The sequence below is a fragment of the Endozoicomonas sp. Mp262 genome, assembly GCF_025643335.1.
GTDB lineage: Bacteria > Pseudomonadota > Gammaproteobacteria > Pseudomonadales > Endozoicomonadaceae > Endonucleibacter.
Genome location: NZ_CP092489.1, coordinates 66463 through 86018 on the forward strand (window position 1 = coordinate 66463; position 19556 = coordinate 86018).

Sequence of the window (19556 nt, forward strand, 5' to 3'; positions counted from 1 at the left end):
AAAAATGCACCCAGGTGGTGAAAATTAGAGTGGGTGCATTTTAACTTGGAACTTACGTTTTGTGGTTGATCCAGAGGAGTTGGGCTACAGTGAACTCACGGATTCAGGAAAGAAAGAAAAAGAAACAGTAATTCTACATCAACAAGTAAAACAAACGACTCTGGATTTATAGATAACTCACCTAAAGTAGCAACAACAAGAGAACGCCGCTATATCAGCTCCAATGAATCTTTTGAAAGCAAACAATCTATGCTTACACCTCATCAAGAGTTAACGCAAGAAGAGGAAAACCGAAGAAAGGATGAGCTTCTCACTCTAGTCGTTGAGGAGTGGCTAGATGACATGATGGCTGATGCCGATTTCATATTGCCAATTTTCAAATGGGGTGAGAATACTTGCGCAAATGTAACACTAAACCTTGTTAAATTGTTTACTTGCGGTGTTGCAGCCATTGCCTGTCCTTTCAACAGTCTATTTATTAGCAATGCACCTCTACTCGATAGACTAATGGCTGCGATGGGTACAGTACCACTCAGCATGGAGTTTAACCTTGAATTAATTCAAACAACAGAAAGAGCCTACCATAAGTAGTGTATAGATTGCTTTCGAATAATTTAACCATCCAGTCGGACAGTATTAGAAAATGAGATCATATACTCCTCTCCAAATGAAAAAAGCACCCGTTCAACTTCTTTTTCAAATTCCGCAAAGCTCTTGATTGACAAGAGGTTGAGCCATTCATACTTTATTTTCCTCCACAGGATTTCAATCAGGTTGAGCTCAGGTGAATATGTTGGCAGAAAGCAGACCAGCAATTTCTTTTCAATCATCCAGTCATCAATTCTGGCACAAAACTTTTTGCTGGTGTGAATGCTGGCATTATCCACCATAACTACCGTGTAACGATCATTTGAGCTGTATTTTTCATCTGCCATTTTCTCTGCAAAGTCATCAAAGGCCGCAATCACCGTATCGCTATTCACTGAACCCACAACAGGATAATGAAATAGCTCACAGCTTCGGTTCATAAACCCCAGTACGTTGATGCGTTTACTTTTGACTGATGGTATTCTGAGCTGCTTTCCTTTTTCCTGCCAACCGTATGGCACACAAGGTTCCTGGGTAAAGCCGGACTCATCAAAATAAAATAAATTGATTAACCCTTTGCTCTCGGCTTCCTGGGCATCTTTCAGAGCAGTTTTACAGTCATGGAATTGCTCTTCGTCCCGTTTATGTTTGCATGATTTACGGAGTCTTTTGTAAACCAGCCCTGCTTTTTTACAATGTTTGCCAGAGTAATTTTTGATGAAGATTTACCGGTTTCATCCTCGATCTTGGATTTGACATACGATAAGCGACGAGGCTCTTCAGCCACTAATTCTTTTATGCGTTGCACTTCGGATTCGTCATATATGCACGGCCTACCGCCACCATGCCCCTTGTACAAGGCACGAATACCATATTCTTCCCAATCATCAATCCACTGAGAAGCAGTTTGATATCTAATTTCAAGTATTTCGGCAATTTGCTCAAGGGTAAAGCCACGATTGCTCAATAAAAGGCTATGGGCTCTTTCCCTTATACATCTCAGAGGTCCGTAGTGTTTGGCGAATTTCAAAGTTAATAAAACAGCTTCATCAGTGATTGTAGTGACGTACTTCATAGGGAGAGGGATTTAAAGACCAGTACTCTCTTTATAATAGAGTAAATGTATCATTCAATAGCTATCTGATCGTTAGATCAAGAAGTAGATTTCTCGTACTGGCCGAACATCCAGTTTATTTGAAACCAAACTATGACCTACTTATTCTTAAAAAAAGAGGGGTAAAAGGGTGGTTTTCAGACTGGCTTAAAGACTTTAAAAGTCGTCTTGAGTCAAGCCATACAATAGGCAAAGCAGGCGACACAACAACCACATTTTTATTCAGACCAGCTGCCGCTACAGTAGGAGGAGCTATGTACGCATGGTCAGATGCGCTTTCTGCCCAGCTTGCCGGGGAGCACGTCGCAGGGCTTGCTGGAGCCAGTGAAGCTGGCAAGAAAACCACTGGATATGTTACCGGAATTGCAAACTTCTACTACACAGACCTTTCTGGTGCCATATTTTATGTAGGTCTTGTTAATCAAATCAACGACACTGTCTTTCACTTTGGGAAAAATCAAGAATCCATAAGATTAAGTAAGGTGATAGAAAGGTTAAATGGCTTCTATAGTGAAGACACCACCGAAGAAAAATTGCAGGCAAAGGAGAAAGCAAAAAATCATATAGAAAAAATCAAGATGAACTCAATTAAAGGCATTTTAGAACTTGGTGCTGCAAATAATGGTAATATGCTTGTAGACTCTCCCTTTAAGTCTTTTCTTTTCAATATAATACCCCTTATAGGAGGTACAACAGCCGGTTTAATGCTTGCCCAGTGTAATGTTGAAAGTTTTTCTGCAAAAAGACAGGTACTCAATGCCTGTCAAAATGGCCTGACCGTTTTTGGAACTGATATTTGGTATGACCAAAGAGTTGCACTTAATATAGGGTCAGCCTCTTCTGAATGTTGTGGGGCAATGATTGATGCGCTATCAGGAAACTCATCATATTCAGGAGGTAGCTGCGTCACAGAACATGCTAATATCACTATGCTCCCTACTTCTGATACTCAATCCAGCCATTTGGAAGGGATAACCCAAACTAGCGAAGTTCTGCATAATGTAACGGAACATAGCACTTTTGCACATGCTGGAATTCAGATGCTGGAAAGAGGAAATTTCACCTCTATTGCAGAGACTACAGGGAAATTCATATCCTCAGCCAATAGCACACTAATACAAACATGCCAGGGAGTAACTAGTTCAAACTGCCATTTGGAGCTATTACCACCAACGGTCGAAGCATTGGAAAAATCAGCCGCTAGTGGATGGGCAAGTGGTTACGCCCAAGGACTAGGACTTTGGTGCGCAATAACAACAAACTGTCTTACTGCCACTAACTGTCTTTACAATGCTTTCTTTCAGAAAAATCGAGTAAAAAGAATACCCCCTTCTGTATGGATTTATAGAGCCCTTGGATACGGTGAAATGGCAGTGTTTCTATACTTTTACAGTGCAAATGTATGGGCTGTTGTGCCAATCACTGCGGGATTCCAGATTATATATAATGCAACTAAAAATAAGGATCAAAAATTTGACCCAAGCCTAAGCGGGGTAATTTCGCTATTATCATTAAACGGAGCCTTTATTTCCGGTGGCGAGTTTATGGCCAGGGCCACAAAAACAGGGGTGCATTATACAGGAAAAGGATTAAAATTTGTCTGGCACACCCTAAAAGGCAGCTATTCCCGTGACATCAATTAAATCACTGCAACAGCAAGGCTTACAGTAAATTCCAAATGGAGTGATTTCGCACAAAATAACGTCTACTTTTGATAGGGATACTTTATCAATGGCTGTCTCTCATGGCTTATCCATTCCAAAAAAGTCGTAAGCATCTTTGTGCAAACAGTTTAATTACTACGATTTCTGAAAGTTATGAGCAAATTCCAGATGTCCGACCAAACAAGGATTCCAGAAAAATAACAATACATGATGCCTCCATGTCCGCTTTTGCCATGATGCATCTCAAGTACCCATCGCTCCTCTCGTTTGAGCGTGATAAAACAGAGCAAGAAGTAAGGCATAACCTTGAGCACCTGTATCAGATAAAAAAACGTGCTCCCTGTGATACCAGTATGCGGGAAATCCTGGATCCAATAGATCCCGTAGAGTTCAAAAAGCCTTTTAAGACATTGCTGTCTAACGTCCAAAGGGGCGGATTACTGAAGGCATTCGAATTTCACTGCGGGAACTTGAAAAATCACTACTTGCTCCCGATCGATGGAACTGGGCTATTTTACTCCTGCAATAATAAAAAACCTTGTCAGGAGTGCTGTACTAAAAATAAGGGAAAGGCCAACGAAGCTCACTACCACCAGTTAATGGCAGCATGCATTGCTCACCCGGATCAAAAAACAGTCTTGCCATTGGCACCGGAAGCCATAGTTTGCCAGGACGGTTCGACCAAAAATGACTGTGAAAAAAATGCCATTAAACGGTTGTTTGCCACCATACGAGAGCATCACCCACGTCTAAAGTTCGTTATTCTTCTGGACAGTCTTTATGCTGACAACCCCACTGTCCAACTGATTAAGAGTTATGGCTGGCATTACATCATTGTCGCGAAAGATGGCAACCATGCCTCGCTGGTTGAAGCGATGGATGAGCTGGATAAAGAAGGAAAAGTTCACCGTGCTGAAAAAGTTAATGAAGAGACTGGAATTAAGTGGTGGTTTCGCTATGCCAATGACGTCAGGCTGAACAAGGCAAAATATCTCTGTAGGGGACAATTCTGAGGTAAACGTTGATCTATGAGGGAGAATGAGCTGCTTTCAATCAGTATTCTGCAAGTCCTTTACCTCAAGCAGTTTACTTTTTGTGCAGCATACTCATTCTCTGGAAAAACAGCTTAAAGCTTCTTTTAACTGGCATCAATCCCGTATTAACCTTATGGCTCTCGCCATCTTTGGCCTTATACAGGTTGGCACGGTCAGTTTGTCCCGTATAGCTCAAACGATGGGGCACCACACTGAAATAGACTCCAGACGTAAGCGCCTCAAACGTTTCCTGATGTGGAAAGGCTTCGAGCTGGATTGTGTGGCACGAATGGTTGTTGACTGGATGGTGCCTGAAGGCAACTGGATTGTGTGCCTGGATCGCTCCAACTGGCAGTTTGGAAAGTTCAAAATCAATATCATGATGGTGGCAATTGCTTATAAAGGCACTGCCATTCCTATTGTCTGGACGCTCCTTCCCAAAAAGGGCATGTCCAGCATGGAGGAACGAATCACGCTGCTGAAGCGTTTTATCAACTTACTGGGTACAGAGCGTATACAGTATTTAACCGCAGACCGTGAGTTTCGGGGTGAAAAATGGTTAAAGTGGCTGATAGCGCAGAAAATTCCTTTCCGTATCCGCATTCCAAACGACACCCGCACAATGAACCGCCATCGAACGGAAAAATTGAAAGCGTATCGATTTTTCAGTCTGAAAGTGGGAGAAAGCATGCATCTGAATCATGCACGGGAACTCTGGGGTGTTCGTGTATTTCTTTCCTGTTATCGCTCAGAGCAGGAACGCGTCATCATTATCAGCAATGAAGCAGGTCAGGAGGCGCTGGGTGACTACATGAGGCGATGGGAAATTGAGACACTATTCCAAGCTTTAAAGGGTAGAGGTTTCGATCTGGAGAGTACACACCTGTCAGACAGAGAGCGTATTGAGCGCCTGCTGGGAATTGTAACCCTTGCCTATTGTTGGGCTTACTGCACAGGAGAATGGCGTGCTGAAATTAAGCCCATCAAAAGGCTAAAACATGGACGCCTTGCCAATAGTATTTTTCGATATGGACTGGAGTGGCTGGCAAGCCTTCTGTTTGACCGTACTTCATCCAGTACAGAATTAATGTTTCATATTGAGATGTTTGGCCAGCCTGTAAGGCCAGCCACTCATTGCGACAGTAAGAGTTAGGGATAATTGTCCCCTACAGAGGCAAAATATGCAGAACAGGTTAATGTGCTTGATTTTGTCGAAACCGATAAAAAAGGTAAACAGCATATCTGGTGCTGGGTGACTGATATTCCGCTTAACGAAGAAACCATAGAACCCGTCATGAAAGGAGGGCGCTGCCGATGGCATATTGAGAACCAGACGTTTAACACCCTGAAAAATCAAGGCTACGATCTCGAACATAACTACGGTCACGGTGAGAAGCACTTAGCCACAAATCTGGCCTATCTGACGATGCTTGCTTTTCTCGTAGATCAAATACAGGAACTGTGCTGTCCCCAGTTTCAGGAAGCTTTAAGAACCCGCTCAAAAGGAGTCCGTATAGCATTATGGAAATGGATACAGGGCTATTTTTTGCATTGGCTGATAAAAACGTGGGAGGGGCTTTTTTACACAGTAACTCATGGTATTGAAGAGAAAAGGGTGATTCCATTCGATACATCATAACCGGCCATATCGTAGCTACGTTCAGGGGTGACATTTTTTCTTTAAAGCTCCGCTTTGTTAATTGGCGGCTCAGTTTTGATCGGCTTCATTATTTTTGCTGCCTTATTGTCAATACCAACGATCATCGACGTTCATCATGCGGGAATAGCTGCCTAAAAGGACTTTGCGGTTATGCCCCTCATAGCGATAATCCTGATATTCATTGTGAGCTAGGACACATAGGTAATCCGTGAGGTAAAGAGCAACTACTTATAGAATTAAGCGTAGGACTATTGCTATTGCAATTTTGTACAAACAAGATAAGTAATACCAGCCGAATATTCAACTACGCCATTGGAAAACCACTATGAACCTAAACAATAAAAATATTCTGATTACTGGTGCTGCCCAGGGTATTGGTCAGGCTATGGCCGTTTATCTTTGCCAAAAGGGAGCCAATGTGGCCTTATTGGATCTGAATAGGGAAAAGCTGAAAAAAACCACAGATCTCTGTGAAAAGGCAGGTAGCAAGGTCATGGCATTAGAGATTGATGTATCCAGCGAGTCACAGGTTGAAGGTGCTATCCAGAAAATCAGCAACAACCTTGGCTCACTGGATGGCCTGATCAACAATGCCGGAATCTTGAGGGATGGGCTTCTGGTAAAAACAAAAAAAGGGCAAATCCTTCAGAAATTATCCTTGGAACAGTGGCAATCCGTTATTAATATCAATCTCACCGGTGTCTTTCTGTGTGGCCGGGAAGTGGCCGCCCATATGATCGAAGCTGGATCAAAGGGCGTCATTATTAATATTGCCAGCATTTCAAGTGCCGGTAATTTTGGTCAAAGCAATTATGCTGCCGCCAAAGCTGGAGTCGTAGCCCTAACCACCACCTGGGCCCAGGAGCTTGCCCGTCATGGCATTCGCTGTGCGGCCATAGCCCCGGGAATGATTGAAACAGAAATGACCTCGGCTATAAAACCTGAAGCCAGGGCAAAAATTAATGCAGGTATTCCCCTGGGTCATATGGGACTGCCAAAACACATTGCCCAGACAGCGGCCTTTATTTTTGAAAACCACTATATTAATGGGCGGGTTATAGAAGTGGATGGGGGGCTAAGGCTATAGACAGGGTGCATAAGCACTCTGCTCAAAAGATCATCCATTGATCCACTGCACCAATACCATCTACATATCACCACTTATATCCAATCCCTAATTTAACCTGGTTATCCGTCTTTTCCGCATCATCCACAGGCCGACCATCATAATCAAAATAGTGGGACAGCTTTAGCTCAAGAGCCTCAGTCAGGCTGATTTTAAGCCCGTGTTCACCATCCACGATTAGCTTATTGCCACTGCCAAGGCGGTAGAAAACCTTGTTATCCAGAAAATACTCCATTCCCCTGGGAAATACTTTCCGATAATGGATATCCCAGGTCAGGGCATAGTGTTTCTGATCATTTTCATTTTTGTAATCCTCCCATAAATGGGTAACACCTACACTGGTTAGCAACGTCCCATCAAGGGTTTCCCAGAAGCGATAGCCTCCGCTGGCACCAAAGGAAGTTCTTAGTTGCAAGTCTGCCGCTGAGTCATGACTTTGGTCTGCGGCACCTTTGACAAACCAGTGCTCTGTCAAATAGCGGCTATAGGAGTAACCTAATTCCCATTCAGAGGTTCTCACTCCCTTCTTGTTTTCCACTTCAACATCCCATTTAATGAGATTCTTATTCCACCGGTCATTGATGCCCAGGTTGCCATCAACACTGATGATGAGCTCATCCTTGTTACCTTTCTTACTGTCAAAACTGACCCCGATAGACCCCGTCACCTCCCACTCATCAGCCAATACGGGTTTTTTTCGGGTAATTCCCGCCACTGGCCAGGCTGCCGAAAAACTTCTGGCATAGCCATCCTCATCAATAATGGTCAGCCGTTTCCCCTTACTTTCGAGCAATCGCTTACTGGCCTGGCTTTCACCAATCATGCTAACCCACAAAGGTTCATCCCCATGAATAGCCCTGACATATCGCCAACTGACATTAATGGTTCCGGCATACCGGGTACTCAAGGAGAGTTGACCTGACTCCAGCTTTTCTATTTTTCCGGAAATCACATCACCATTTTCCAGCCATACCGTATCTGCCCGGGCAACATTAACATTCCAGGCTAAACATACTGCCAATAACTGCACGACAGGCAATGAATAAACACCAAGTAAGCTCCCGATGGTGCGGAGCAACATAAATCCCCCGAACAAAACAAAACCGTTATAACTGATTTTAAATGGCGGCAGGATTCCATACTTTACGCCTATAAATCAAACCGGGTAATGGCAAATAGTGGCGTTCAAGCAAGTTAAAAAGCTAAAGTCGTTAAAATAAAGTAGGATAGGCGGGAGCTAGGGGCTGTTGAGGTTTTATCATGTGCTCAGCCAAAGCCAGCGGTTTCGTGGCTAGGCGCAGCAGCGCAGGAATAACCTAAAGGTCACTCGTACTGACGTCTTTCAAGCTGCTGTAACGACGGCACGGAAGCGCTGGCTTTGGCCCTTCGGGTGATTCGTAAAGCGGCCTTCCGGCTGTGTTGAACTGGCTTGACGTAGAATAACTACGCGCTGCGCCAGTCCGCCCGGTGTGCCCCATTGGGTATTGCGTAAGGCCGCTTTACGAACCACTGAGCTCATGATAAAACCTCAACAGCCCCTAGAATTTTAAACGGAGATATCACTTGTCTTCCCCGGTAGACCCCAAAAGGGTATGGTACATTTTAAGCCAGATTCCAACAGGCAAAATTATCACTTATGGTCAGCTTGCTGAAATGGCAGGTGCCCGCGGCTGTGCAAGGATCATAGGCAATATTCTCAAGCAATTGCCATCAGGTACAGGTCTTCCATGGCATCGGGTTATAAACTGTAAAGGTCGTATTTCTTTCCCGGAAGGGTCTGCACACTACCAAAAACAAAAAGAACGACTGGAACAGGAGGGAATATCCCTCACAACAGGAAAAGTCGATCTTCAAACTTACCGCTGGAATGGAGAATAAATTATGGAAGACACGCCAGAAGATATTGCCCTGGCAGTGGAGATTATTCGTCAGCTTGAAAATCTGGCATACCCGGAAGAGGCTATTCTTCAGGCAATGATTTACGTCTGCAAAGACACCCTGAACAAACTGCCTGATCAGGCTAGCAAAGCGCACTGGCGGAATAAAATTACTCTGGCCCTGGCCGATTCATCTTCGCCTAACTAGGGGCTGTTGTGGCAATATCTCTAGGGGCTGTTGACGTTTGATCATGAGCTCAGTGGCTCGTAAAGCGGTTTTCCGCAATACCCAATGGGGCACACCGGGAGGACTGGTGCAGGCATAGTTATTCTACGTCAAGCCAGTCCAACGCAGTCGGAAAGCCGCTTTACGAGCCACCCGAAGGGCCAAAACCAGCGGTTCCGTGCCGTCGTTGCAGTAGCTTGAAAGACGCGAGTACGCGTGACCTTTAGGTTATTCCTGCGCTACTGCGTCTAGCCACGAAACCGCTGGTTTTGGCTGAGCACACGAGCACACGTCAACAGTCCCTAAATCGGGTGGCCTATTGTGGCCACCTTTTAAAATAAGCAACAGTAGCACTACCTATGCCCTCTAAGCCCCTTTCATCCTGGTGGGAATCCATCCAGGTTTATCGCCACCCCAAGGCCATTTCGCTATTCTTTCTTGGTTTTTCGGCAGGCCTGCCGCTAATGTTGCTGTTCTCAAGCCTGTCTTTCTGGCTCAGGGAAGCCGAGGTCAGCCGTGCAACCATTGGTTTTTTCAGCTGGATCGGCCTGGCCTATAGCATCAAGTGGATTTGGTCACCCCTGATCGACAAATTACCCTTACCACTATTAAAAACCTGGCTTGGACGCCGACGTTCCTGGCTGCTGGTCAGTCAGGCAGGTATCACATTGGGTCTTATTGGCATGGCCCTCACCGACCCTGCCATTAGCCTGGAGCAAATGGCAATACTGGCCGTTGTGGTAGCGTTTTGCTCCGCCACCCAGGATATAGTCATCGACGCTTATCGTATTGATGCCGCGGAAGAAAAACTGCAAGCTGCCCTCGCAGCAACTTATATGATGGGCTATCGCCTGGCTATGATCGCAGCAGGAGCGGGTGCCCTGGCTATTGCAGGCTTTGCTGCCGGCACCAGTGAAGGCTATGTTCCCCAGGCCTGGATGACCGCCTATCTGTGTATGGCTGCACTCATGGGTATGGGTATTGTCACCACCCTGCTGATTGCTGAACCGGCAACACCAACAAAACCACCGGCATTAGAGCAAAAAGCGATTGACTGGATGACCAGCAAATCTCACTTACCAGACAGAATAGTAAAGTTAGCAGGATGGTTTTATGGCACAGTGATTTGCCCATTTGCAGATTTTATCGGCCGACACCGTTGGCAGGCCGTGCTACTGCTGGCATTAATAAGCACCTATCGTATTTCAGATATTGTCCTGGGCATCATGGCCAACCCGTTTTATGTGGATCTTGGCTTTACCAAACAGGAAGTGGCCGCTGTTTCCAAAATATACGGCGTCATAATGACCCTGGTGGGAGCCGGGATTGGTGGCCTGCTGACCATGCGTTTTGGGGTCATGCGTATGTTATTTGCAGGTGCCCTGCTTTCTGCTTTAACCAACCTTCTGTTTGCCGCGATGGCTCATGTGGGTCACGATATTCTCTGGCTAACACTGGTTATTTCCATTGACAACCTGTCCGGTGGTATTGCCACAGCCGCCTTTATTGCCTGGCTCTCCAGCCTGACCAATGTTAATTACTCCGCAACCCAATACGCTTTATTCAGCTCAATGATGCTGTTATTCCCAAAGTTTCTGGCGGGTTTTTCCGGGGTTGTTGTTGATAGTGTAGGCTATAGTCCGTTCTTTATTATGACAGCATTATTGGGAGTCCCGGTGCTTCTGCTGATCTGGCTGGCATCGAAGCACCTTGCTTACCAGTCTGCCCATAGCGGAGAGGATCAATGACTTGCAAAGAAGAAAAATAGAAGGAATCCATAAGGAAAAACCGTTGATGGCAAACCCCGACTTTTCATCAGCAAGCTTGAAAACCTTTCTATCGATTTATCTCCACAGGCGAGCGGTCACTCTGTTTTTTCTCGGCTTTTCTGCGGGCCTGCCCATCATGCTGGTATTTTCCAGCCTTTCCTTCTGGCTCAGGGAAGCAGATGTCAGTCGTTCCACCATTGGTTTTTTCAGCTGGGTAGGGTTGGCCTATGGATTAAAATGGCTATGGTCTCCCCTGATCGACCGGATGCCCTTGCCACTCCTGACCCGGCTTATGGGACGCCGGAGAGCCTGGTTACTGCTATCACAGGTGGCTATCACCCTGTCATTAATGGGTATGGCAGCCACTGATCCCGTAGCCGATCTTTGGACTATGGCATTATTTGCAGTATTTGTAGCTGTTTCATCGGCTTCCCAGGATATTGTTATTGATGCTTACCGTATTGAAGCCGCAGAGCAAAAACTTCAGGCTGCCCTTGCCGCTGCCTATATGCTGGGATATCGGCTGGCCATGATTCTGGCTACGGCCGGGGTACTCTCTATTGCAGCCTTTTTTGGTAGCGCAGATGGCGGTACCTATGAGCTGATCCCCTGGCAAATGGCGTATCTATTTATGGCGGGCTTTATGTCCATAGGAATAATAACTACTTTAGCCATAGCTGAACCTCATGCTCCCACACAGCCTGCCATGGAGAAACGGGCACAACAATGGATGGAGCAGCACGTTCATTTACCTTTGCCAATACTCAGATTAGTTACCTGGTTTTATGGTGCGGTTATTTGTCCCTTTATGGATTTTTTTTCCCGCTATCGCTGGCAGGCACTGTTAATACTGGCCCTGATAAGCACCTATCGAATCAGTGATGTGGTCATGGGAATCATGGCGAATCCGTTTTATGTGGATCTTGGCTACAGCAAGCAGGAAGTGGCAGCCATAACCAAGGTTTTGGGCGTTATCATGACCTTGCTGGGTGCTGGTATTGCCGGTGTGTTAATCCTCAGACTTGGTATCATGCGTATTCTGTTTCTATCAGGAGTGCTTGTGGCAGTGACGAACCTGCTGTTTTCGTGGCTGGCACTAATTGGTCATGATCTTGTCTGGTTTACCGCTGCCATCTCCCTGGATAACTTGGCTGGCGGTATGGCTGCCGCTGCCTTTATAGCGTATCTGTCAAGCCTCACCAATATTAGCTATTCTGCCACCCAATATGCCCTGTTTAGCTCCATCATGGCCTTATTCCCCAAGTTTATTGCCGGGTTTTCCGGTGTCCTTGTGGATCATCTGGGATACGCTTTGTTTTTTGCCATCAGCGCTCTTATGGGTATTCCCACTTTAATACTTATTGCATTGGCCTGGCGCTATACTCCAGCCGTTGAGGACAATCGGTCAATAAAAGAAGAAAATGTCACTATGGCGCAAAAATAGAGAGAAGTTATGATTCATTAACATCAGCCCAAACCCGTGAATCTGTTGCCCCATGATTCACAGGTTCGCACTGAGGTTAAATTAATCCCTGAAATTATTATACTGCAAGGGCATATCCAGCTCGGCCTCTTTCAGTAAAGCAATCACGGCTTGCAGATCATCCCGCTTTTTACCCGTAACCCGAACCTGCTCACCCTGAATCGCCGGCTGAACCTTAAGCTTGGCATCTTTAATCATCCTGGTTATTTTCTTCGCCACCTCTTTATCCAATCCCTGACGAACAGAAACCTCCTGTTTCACCTGTTTACCAGAAGGGTAAAACTCCTTAACTTCCAGACACTTAACATCGATACTGCGCTTAACCATCTTGGTTTTCAGCATTTCCAGCATCTGTGCTAGCTGAAAATCAGCTTCTGCAGTCATCTGAATCTGGGCATCACTTTTGCTAAAGTTGGCATCCACTCCCCGGAAATCATAGCGTGTGGTCAATTCCCGGTTTGCCTGATCCACCGCATTAGTCAGCTCATGCATATCGACTTCAGAAACAATATCAAATGAAGGCATACAAATATTCCTGAATAAAGGCTAATTCTCTATTGTATCCGAGATTAAGGTGAATGTGGCGTGCTTCAGTATTCAGGCTTGGCCATTGGCTACAATAAAAGTTAAGGGACGTTTTGTTGACAGAAGACTACAGAGAAAGGTTTACGGAGGAACACAGCAATGAGCAGAGGGAGCAGCATTGGCAATGCACCGGGGACATTACCCTCTGGTCATCAGGCAGAACCCGAAATTCCAGCTGGACAAAAGCAGCCACCAGAACCTAAAAAGTACCTTCCCCACCAGCAACAGCAGATACAGTCGCCCCTGCCAAAAAAGAAGCTAGCAGAAAGAATGACCCAAAAGGCAGAAACCGCCCAACATTTACCATCCGTGCAAGAGTCCCCTTTTCATCGCCTTCAGAGCCAAATCTCATGCAGTGACAATCTAACCGAGCTTCAGGATTTGTATACTGCTCTTGAAGATGAACCGTTACGCAAATAGTGGAGGACATTTTCTCTGCCGATACAGACGCCATGGATCTAGAGGCTCTTCGCACCGTTTATTTAAGCCATACTTCAGACAATGCCGGAGTTACGCCCGTTTGGGATAAACTCACTGCACACATTGCTCATTCAGGGCCAGAAATAGTAGAGAGTGGTAATCAAGAGGCTATCCAGCTTATGTTTGATATCTGCCGCGAATCTCGCGCAGGACTTTGCCCCTCTAAGGAATTTTGTGAAGGAGCGCCGTACCGGGGAGTACGGTCGACTGAGCAAAACTTTCTTAGAGGGGCAAAGGACAAGCGAGAACGGGAGCATGTTTATGAAATATCCGGGCTAGTGATCCTCCAGCCTGAAACCAATTCTCACCGTTATTTGAAAATGGGCCACTTCTCCATCTTCAATATGCCCCCGATGACTGACCACTTCATACCAGCCAAGGTTTTTTAAACTGACGCTTGCCGTTGCTATAGCATTCCGGATTGCATCATCACTGCTAACCGTAGACGTTCCTACAACTTCTGTAATCTTGTAAACATGCCCCATACCATGACTCCGATCTGACCTGAACAAGAACAGGGCTTTACCCCGGCATGGGAAAGTATAGCCAGTGTTTTATCATAGCTATAAAATAAACGGATCAATTGAGTTATAGGGTTTTCATCTCTGTTCATGAATAAACTAAACTGGTGCATTCTTGGCGCTGGCAGCATGGGTTGCCTGTGGGCAGCAAAACTTTCAGAAAAAGGCATCAGTCCCACACTTATTTTGCGGCCAGAGCGATTCCACGGTCTGGGGAAAAATCAGGTCACACTAAAGTTAACTGCATTTTCCGGTATTGTAACTGAACACCATCTCTCAATCACCAGTGCTAAAGCCATTAATACGCCCATTGATCGACTGATAGTGTGCACAAAAGCCCAGGATGCAAAAAAAGCAGTACTACCCTTAAAAGATCAGCTGACGCCAGCAAGCAGCCTGCTTTTGCTACAAAACGGGATGGGTAGCCAACAGGAAATCGTCGATTTATTACCAGAACAGAACATCTGGGCCGGTTCCAGCACTGACGGTGCATTTTTGACCGAACCTTTTAAGGTCTGTCATGCGGGTAAAGGGGAGACGACCATTGGTGAAATCCAGTGGGGCCATCAAACGGCACAGTTCCCTTTTTCAGACTTGCTTGATAATTTTGGACTGGCCGTTCATAAAACATCAGATATAAAACAAATTCTATGGCGAAAACTGGCTGTCAACTGCTGTATCAATGGTCTAACCGCTCTGTATGATTGTAAAAATGGCGCATTAGTTGACCATCAGGAAAAATATAAACACCTCACTAACCTCATCAGTGAAACCAGCAGAACACTCAAGGGACTCAACAAAAACCTGAATACTGACATATCCCGACTAGTGGAGTCTGTCTGTAGAAAAACGGCGAACAATATATCCTCCACGTGTCAGGATGCCCGATCTGACCGGATGACCGAACTGGCTTACATCAATGGCTTCCTGCTAAACCTTGCCAGGCAGCATGGGATTGCTATGCCTGAATACTCAAAACTGCTATCAGCTCTTAAGCTAAAGGGAATCGCACTATAAATCGCAAAAACGAAATCGCAAAAATGCCATTTATTGCTATGGTATTGACTGTTCCCTTAAATAAATCAGTCAAGTTCACGCTCTATGATCAGGACTTTGTTGACGGTATTAACCTTGTCTGTCCTTGCATTACCGTCACACGCCGTTTTTTTGGTAACAAAGCAACCCTTTGTTTCCAAATACACCCTGGAATCCATGTCCGGTGAAATGATTCAGGAAAGATACCCCCAGGGGATCAAAGTCACCAACAAGGATGTACCTGAAGATTTACGCCATAAGCTGAAGGAACTTGAAAAAAAAGGGTATTCCGTTAAATGGGATAAACCGGACTATGAAAGGCTTCAGACACACACCTTCTATGTGATCCGGAAAAATAGATTTTTATACTATTTTTCCAACATGTTCGCTGACAACGCCAGTTGTTCGCCTTTTTTTCGGCATCAATTCCTTGATCATACTCTGAAGCTATCACCAGCTATAAACATAACCTGTCTCAATGAATTAAGCTCAATCCCGGTAACGTCATACTCTAACGCTTTAAAAAACCATCCCCATTGGGACAACCTGGGATTTACCGGCATGATCGCAGCCCCACAGGAAGTATCCGCATGGTTAAACCAGACAGCCAAAGAAGCAGAAAGCCTGCTCCAAATGGCGTTGAAAAAATGCCGGATTAAGCTTTCCCCCGAACATCTATCGGAAATCAGCAAGCTGGTTGTCCTGCAATATCTTAATGACTCGGTTAATGGACTTTTTTACCAGAGCAACGCCAGTCCCCTTACCTATTACCGAAAACGGGCGGTGGACTCTCTGGGAGGCCATATTGAGTGATTTTTCAAGGAACCCGGCAATTCACCATAAAATGAAAAGCCTGCAAACAAAAGCAATAAAGAACCTACCGGCAAAAGACACACTGTTGTATTCTTGCCAGTTTCACCCCCTGATTACAGAGCTAAGATGGAAGAGCATTACCACCCCCTTCAGATTGAAAACCAGGCTCAAGAGTACTGGGACAAGCATCACAGTTTTACAGTGACAGAAGATGAGAGCAAGGAAAAGTACTACTGCCTTTCCATGTTTCCTTATCCCAGTGGTCGCCTCCATATGGGCCATGTGCGAAACTACACCATCGGCGATGTGGTATCCCGGTATCAGCGAATGCAAGGCAAAAATGTCCTTCAGCCCATGGGCTGGGATGCCTTTGGCCTGCCCGCAGAAAATGCCGCCATTAAAAACAAGACAGCCCCAGCCCCCTGGACCTATGAGAACATTGATTATATGCGGGGCCAGCTAAAGCGCCTGGGCTTTGGCTACGACTGGAGCCGGGAACTGGCTACCTGTAAACCGGAATACTACAAGTGGGAACAATGGTTCTTCACTCAACTTTATGAAAAAGGCCTGGTTTACAAAAAAATGGGCACCGTAAACTGGTGTCCTAATGACGAAACCGTGCTGGCTAATGAGCAGGTTGAAGATGGCCGTTGCTGGCGCTGTGATACCAAGGTTGAACGTAAAGAGTTGCCCCAGTGGTTCGTCAAGATTACCGCCTATGCTGATGAGCTACTGGCAGACCTGGATCAGCTGGAAGAATGGCCAGAACAGGTCAAGGCCATGCAGCGCAACTGGATAGGTCGCTCCGAAGGTGTTCAAATGACCTTCAGTGTGGCTGCATCCTCTCTGGAACACACACTGGAAGCCCCTGACACATTCCAGATCTATACCACCCGTCCTGATACCCTGATGGGGGTGACTTATGTAGCCGTTGCTGCCGAACACCCCCTGGCCCAGGCGGCTGCTAGCAATAACCCCAAACTGGCCGAATTTATCAGCGACTGTAAAAAGAATACCGTCTCTGAAGCCGACATGGCCACTCTGGAAAAAATGGGCGTTGATACCGGAATCAAGGCGATTCACCCGGTTACCGGTGAGGAAGTCCCGGTATGGGCTGCCAATTTTGTGCTGATGGATTATGGTACTGGCGCAGTGATGTCTGTACCTGCCCACGACCAACGCGACTTTGAGTTTGCCACCCGCTTCGGGCTGACCATTAAACAGGTCATAAAACCGGCTAATGATAATACCCAATGCGATACCAGCAAGGCCGCCTTCACAGAAAAAGGCCTTCTGATCAATTCCGGTGACTTTGATGGCCTCAGCTCGGAAGATGCGTTCCACGCCATTGCTGAGTGGCTGGCTAACGCCGGAAAAGGGGAAAAGCAGGTTAACTATCGCCTGCGTGACTGGGGGGTTAGCCGACAGCGCTACTGGGGTACGCCTATTCCCATGCGCTACCTGGAAGATGGCACAGAAGCACCTGTTCCTCTGGAAGACCTCCCGGTCAGATTGCCTGAAGACGTGGAAATGGATGGTGTTCAGTCCCCTATCAAAGCGGATCCTGAATGGGCAAAAACCACCCATAATGGCCAGGCGGCCCTGCGGGAAACAGACACCTTTGATACCTTTATGGAATCAAGCTGGTACTATGCCCGTTACTGTTCACCACAAAGCGATACCATGCTGGATCCGGCTGCCGCCAATTACTGGCTGCCCGTAGATCAGTATATTGGCGGCATTGAACATGCCGTAATGCACCTGCTCTATTCCCGTTTCTATCACAAACTGCTCCGTGATGCGGGCCTGGTTAACAGTGACGAACCCTTCAAACGTCTGCTTTGCCAGGGAATGGTACTGGCTGACACCTTCTACTCTTTGGATGAGAAAGGCGTCAAGCAGTGGGTTGCCCCCACCGATGTCACCGTCGAGCGGGATGAAAAAGGACGCCTGGTAACGGCTACCCACAACGCAACAGGTGAAGCCGTTAGCTATGCGGGCATGAGCAAAATGTCCAAGTCCAAAAACAACGGCATTGACCCCCAGCAGATGATTGACCAGTATGGCGCCGACACCATTCGTCTCTACACAGTATTTGCCTCACCTCCAGAACAAACCCTGGAGTGGTCAGAAAGTGGCGTAGAAGGTGCTCACCGTTTCCTTCGCCGTTTCTGGAAGCAGGTGTGTGATCACCTGGGCAAAGGAGAAGTGGCAGTTCTGGATACAGATGCCCTGACCAAAGAGCAAAAGGCATTGCGTCGTAAAACCCATGAGACCATCAAAAAGGTCACTGATGACTTTGAACGACGCCTGACATTTAATACAGCCGTGGCAGCCGTTATGGAACTAACCAATGCCACCAGCAAATTCTCTGATAATTCTGAACAGGGACAGGCTGTATTAAGAGAGGCACTGGAGGCGACAACCCTGATACTGGCACCCATTGCCCCTCATATTGTCCATAGCCTCTGGCAGGCCTTTGGCAATAGCACACCAGTACTGGAGGCCCAGTGGCCCAGGGTGGACGAAAATGCTTTGGTTAAAGATGCCATTACCCTGGTTATTCAAGTTAACGGCAAGGTACGTGCCAAGCTTGAAGTTGCCGCGGACATGTCCAAAGAGGCCATTGAAAAGCTGGCTCTGGAGCAACCCAACGTCACTAAATTCACCGATGATAAAACTATTCGCAAAGTCATCGTAATTCCGGGAAAGTTGGTGAATATTGTCGCTAACTAAACGATTCAGGTTTTGTTGACAAAACCACTGGTCTGGCAATCTATCGGAAGACGGATAGGTTGCCAACCTAATATCCTGCCCTCCTTCTGCAATCATAAAACACTTTATTACAACCTAACCCATTAATTGACTGGACACCTGCTCAGTAAATAGGGATATTATTCCTCTGAAAGGCAATGGCAATCTTCGCCAATAACTCCTTGCATATTGGCAAAGCTGCCTGGCTGATGCGTTTATCCTGCAGATTCAAAAAAAAAGAGGACAGGAGTAACACGGATGATCAGTGAACAAAAACAGATAAGGACATTGCTGGAAGAAAGAATCCTACAGTTTAAGGCATGGTCTGATACCTCCCCTAAAGCAACGGGCAACCTGACGGTAAGAAAGTTTCCCTGCCAGGTGGAACTGCTTGATTTCAGAACATCCAAAGAAAGGCAGCCAAGTGGCCAGGCAAAACTGAGAGTGATCCTTTCCAACAAAAGACAACTCTGGTCAGCTGAAATGACCATGTCCTTTTTCACCCGCACCGTCAGAAAACCGGGATATGAAGACCTGAAGCCCGGTATCTATTTCCATACTTTTCCGCCCTCCGGAAAACCAGAGTTAATCAAATCATTCAAGATTATTATGAACACTCCGGGAGCTTACGAACCCGCAGATTTCAATGAGTGGTTTCATTACTGGATTCAGCGGGTATTGAAAGACCCTTGCATTAAGTCGCTATTTGCCAACAAACAGCTGATTTCAGAAAATGAAATTGATGCCGAGCTATTTGGGCAATAAAGAAGTCATGTTCTAAGGCTCGTTTCCAGGCTCCAGAAAGTGTCGCGAAAATCTGAATTTTC

Annotated in this window: 20 protein-coding genes; 15 read left to right on the forward strand and 5 right to left on the reverse strand. The window is 46.1% G+C overall.

The genetic code is table 11. The features are described 5' to 3' along the window. The first annotated feature begins 249 nt into the window (after positions 1-249). Positions 250-591, forward strand: a complete 342-nt coding sequence (locus MJ595_RS00305; RefSeq protein WP_263080530.1) for a hypothetical protein — start codon at positions 250-252, stop codon at positions 589-591. A gap of 23 nt (positions 592-614) precedes the next feature. Here the strand turns inward: MJ595_RS00305 and MJ595_RS00310 are convergent, their stop codons facing one another. Both MJ595_RS00310 and MJ595_RS00315 read right to left on the reverse strand, forming a co-directional pair. After that, entirely contained in the window at positions 615-1268 is a 654-nt protein-coding gene (locus MJ595_RS00310; RefSeq protein WP_263322427.1) for an IS630 family transposase, read from the reverse strand. Further along, positions 1190-1663, reverse strand: a complete 474-nt coding sequence (locus MJ595_RS00315; protein ID WP_263078037.1) for a helix-turn-helix domain-containing protein — start codon at positions 1661-1663, stop codon at positions 1190-1192. Before MJ595_RS00315 ends, MJ595_RS00310 begins: the two co-directional genes overlap by 79 nt. Before the next feature lie 119 nt (positions 1664-1782). Here MJ595_RS00315 and MJ595_RS00320 point away from each other — a divergent pair, with 119 nt between their 5' ends. The 5 genes from MJ595_RS00320 to MJ595_RS00340 all read left to right on the forward strand — a co-directional run bounded on the left by MJ595_RS00320 (position 1783) and on the right by MJ595_RS00340 (position 7147). Beyond that, positions 1783-3345, forward strand: coding sequence for a hypothetical protein (locus MJ595_RS00320; RefSeq protein WP_263080531.1), 1563 nt, complete (start codon positions 1783-1785; stop codon positions 3343-3345). A 101-nt stretch (positions 3346-3446) separates the two neighbouring features. Next, a complete protein-coding gene (locus tag MJ595_RS00325) occupies positions 3447-4379 on the forward strand; it encodes a hypothetical protein (RefSeq protein ID WP_263080532.1) in 933 nt (310 codons plus the stop codon). Between the two features lie 25 nt (positions 4380-4404). Continuing rightward, positions 4405-5553: an IS4 family transposase gene (locus tag MJ595_RS00330; RefSeq protein WP_263079026.1), complete on the forward strand. Its 1149-nt coding sequence runs from the start codon at positions 4405-4407 to the stop codon at positions 5551-5553. Between the two features lie 6 nt (positions 5554-5559). Continuing rightward, positions 5560-6039 carry a hypothetical protein gene (locus MJ595_RS00335; protein WP_263080533.1) on the forward strand — a complete coding sequence of 160 codons (480 nt, stop codon included), beginning with the start codon at positions 5560-5562 and terminating at the stop codon, positions 6037-6039. Positions 6040-6385: 346 nt separating this feature from the next. After that, positions 6386-7147 (forward strand): SDR family oxidoreductase, encoded by a 762-nt coding sequence (locus tag MJ595_RS00340; protein WP_263080534.1) that lies wholly within the window; start codon positions 6386-6388, stop codon positions 7145-7147. Between the two features lie 67 nt (positions 7148-7214). Here MJ595_RS00340 and MJ595_RS00345 read toward each other — a convergent pair whose 3' ends face one another. Next, positions 7215-8267: a DUF481 domain-containing protein gene (locus MJ595_RS00345; RefSeq protein WP_263080535.1), complete on the reverse strand. Its 1053-nt coding sequence runs from the start codon at positions 8265-8267 to the stop codon at positions 7215-7217. Positions 8268-8749: 482 nt separating this feature from the next. Between MJ595_RS00345 and MJ595_RS00350 the strand changes: the two genes are divergently transcribed. The 4 genes from MJ595_RS00350 (at position 8750) to MJ595_RS00365 (ending at position 12502) form a co-directional block, all read left to right on the forward strand. Further along, on the forward strand, positions 8750-9064 hold the full coding sequence (locus MJ595_RS00350) for an MGMT family protein (RefSeq protein ID WP_263080536.1): 315 nt from the start codon (positions 8750-8752) through the stop codon (positions 9062-9064). Between the two features lie 3 nt (positions 9065-9067). Beyond that, positions 9068-9271, forward strand: a complete 204-nt coding sequence (locus MJ595_RS00355) for a hypothetical protein (protein ID WP_263080537.1) — start codon at positions 9068-9070, stop codon at positions 9269-9271. A gap of 377 nt (positions 9272-9648) precedes the next feature. Further along, positions 9649-11037, forward strand: coding sequence for an AmpG family muropeptide MFS transporter (locus tag MJ595_RS00360; protein WP_263080538.1), 1389 nt, complete (start codon positions 9649-9651; stop codon positions 11035-11037). Between the two features lies 1 nt (position 11038). Continuing rightward, a complete protein-coding gene (locus MJ595_RS00365; RefSeq protein WP_263080539.1) occupies positions 11039-12502 on the forward strand; it encodes an MFS transporter in 1464 nt (487 codons plus the stop codon). An 81-nt stretch (positions 12503-12583) separates the two neighbouring features. Here MJ595_RS00365 and MJ595_RS00370 read toward each other — a convergent pair whose 3' ends face one another. After that, positions 12584-13066, reverse strand: a complete 483-nt coding sequence (locus MJ595_RS00370) for a YajQ family cyclic di-GMP-binding protein (RefSeq protein ID WP_263080541.1) — start codon at positions 13064-13066, stop codon at positions 12584-12586. Positions 13067-13225: 159 nt separating this feature from the next. Here MJ595_RS00370 and MJ595_RS00375 point away from each other — a divergent pair, with 159 nt between their 5' ends. Continuing rightward, positions 13226-13546, forward strand: a complete 321-nt coding sequence (locus MJ595_RS00375; RefSeq protein WP_263080542.1) for a hypothetical protein — start codon at positions 13226-13228, stop codon at positions 13544-13546. 335 nt (positions 13547-13881) lie between these two features. Here MJ595_RS00375 and MJ595_RS00380 read toward each other — a convergent pair whose 3' ends face one another. Further along, complete coding sequence (locus tag MJ595_RS00380) at positions 13882-14091, reverse strand: dodecin family protein (RefSeq protein ID WP_263322428.1); 210 nt, start codon at positions 14089-14091, stop codon at positions 13882-13884. A gap of 126 nt (positions 14092-14217) precedes the next feature. On the opposite strand from MJ595_RS00380, the gene MJ595_RS00385 reads away from it, so the two are divergent. The 4 genes from MJ595_RS00385 to MJ595_RS00400 all read left to right on the forward strand — a co-directional run bounded on the left by MJ595_RS00385 (position 14218) and on the right by MJ595_RS00400 (position 19494). Then, entirely contained in the window at positions 14218-15144 is a 927-nt protein-coding gene (locus MJ595_RS00385) for a 2-dehydropantoate 2-reductase (RefSeq protein WP_263080543.1), read from the forward strand. 150 nt (positions 15145-15294) lie between these two features. After that, entirely contained in the window at positions 15295-15975 is a 681-nt protein-coding gene (locus tag MJ595_RS00390; protein WP_263080544.1) for a hypothetical protein, read from the forward strand. Positions 15976-16101: 126 nt separating this feature from the next. Next, positions 16102-18711, forward strand: coding sequence for a leucine--tRNA ligase (gene leuS / locus MJ595_RS00395; RefSeq protein ID WP_263322429.1), 2610 nt, complete (start codon positions 16102-16104; stop codon positions 18709-18711). A gap of 276 nt (positions 18712-18987) precedes the next feature. Then, complete coding sequence (locus tag MJ595_RS00400) at positions 18988-19494, forward strand: hypothetical protein (protein ID WP_263080545.1); 507 nt, start codon at positions 18988-18990, stop codon at positions 19492-19494. Positions 19495-19556: the final 62 nt, after the last annotated feature.

Bases quoted from the DNA above. Each gene is read 5' to 3' on its own strand.
- MJ595_RS00330 (WP_263079026.1), top strand. From the start codon at position 4,405: ATGAGCTGCTTTCAATCAGTATTCTGCAAGTCCTTTACCTCAAGCAGT.
- MJ595_RS00385 (WP_263080543.1), top strand. From the start codon at position 14,218: ATGAATAAACTAAACTGGTGCATTCTTGGCGCTGGCAGCATGGGTTGC.
- MJ595_RS00370 (WP_263080541.1), bottom strand. From the start codon at position 13,066: ATGCCTTCATTTGATATTGTTTCTGAAGTCGATATGCATGAGCTGACT.
- MJ595_RS00340 (WP_263080534.1), top strand. From the start codon at position 6,386: ATGAACCTAAACAATAAAAATATTCTGATTACTGGTGCTGCCCAGGGT.
- MJ595_RS00355 (WP_263080537.1), top strand. From the start codon at position 9,068: ATGGAAGACACGCCAGAAGATATTGCCCTGGCAGTGGAGATTATTCGT.
- MJ595_RS00325 (WP_263080532.1), top strand. From the start codon at position 3,447: ATGGCTTATCCATTCCAAAAAAGTCGTAAGCATCTTTGTGCAAACAGT.
- MJ595_RS00345 (WP_263080535.1), bottom strand. From the start codon at position 8,267: ATGTTGCTCCGCACCATCGGGAGCTTACTTGGTGTTTATTCATTGCCT.
- MJ595_RS00315 (WP_263078037.1), bottom strand. From the start codon at position 1,663: ATGAAGTACGTCACTACAATCACTGATGAAGCTGTTTTATTAACTTTG.
- MJ595_RS00400 (WP_263080545.1), top strand. From the start codon at position 18,988: ATGATCAGTGAACAAAAACAGATAAGGACATTGCTGGAAGAAAGAATC.
- MJ595_RS00380 (WP_263322428.1), bottom strand. From the start codon at position 14,091: ATGGGGCATGTTTACAAGATTACAGAAGTTGTAGGAACGTCTACGGTT.
- leuS (WP_263322429.1), top strand. From the start codon at position 16,102: ATGGAAGAGCATTACCACCCCCTTCAGATTGAAAACCAGGCTCAAGAG.
- MJ595_RS00375 (WP_263080542.1), top strand. From the start codon at position 13,226: ATGAGCAGAGGGAGCAGCATTGGCAATGCACCGGGGACATTACCCTCT.
- MJ595_RS00305 (WP_263080530.1), top strand. From the start codon at position 250: ATGCTTACACCTCATCAAGAGTTAACGCAAGAAGAGGAAAACCGAAGA.
- MJ595_RS00360 (WP_263080538.1), top strand. From the start codon at position 9,649: ATGCCCTCTAAGCCCCTTTCATCCTGGTGGGAATCCATCCAGGTTTAT.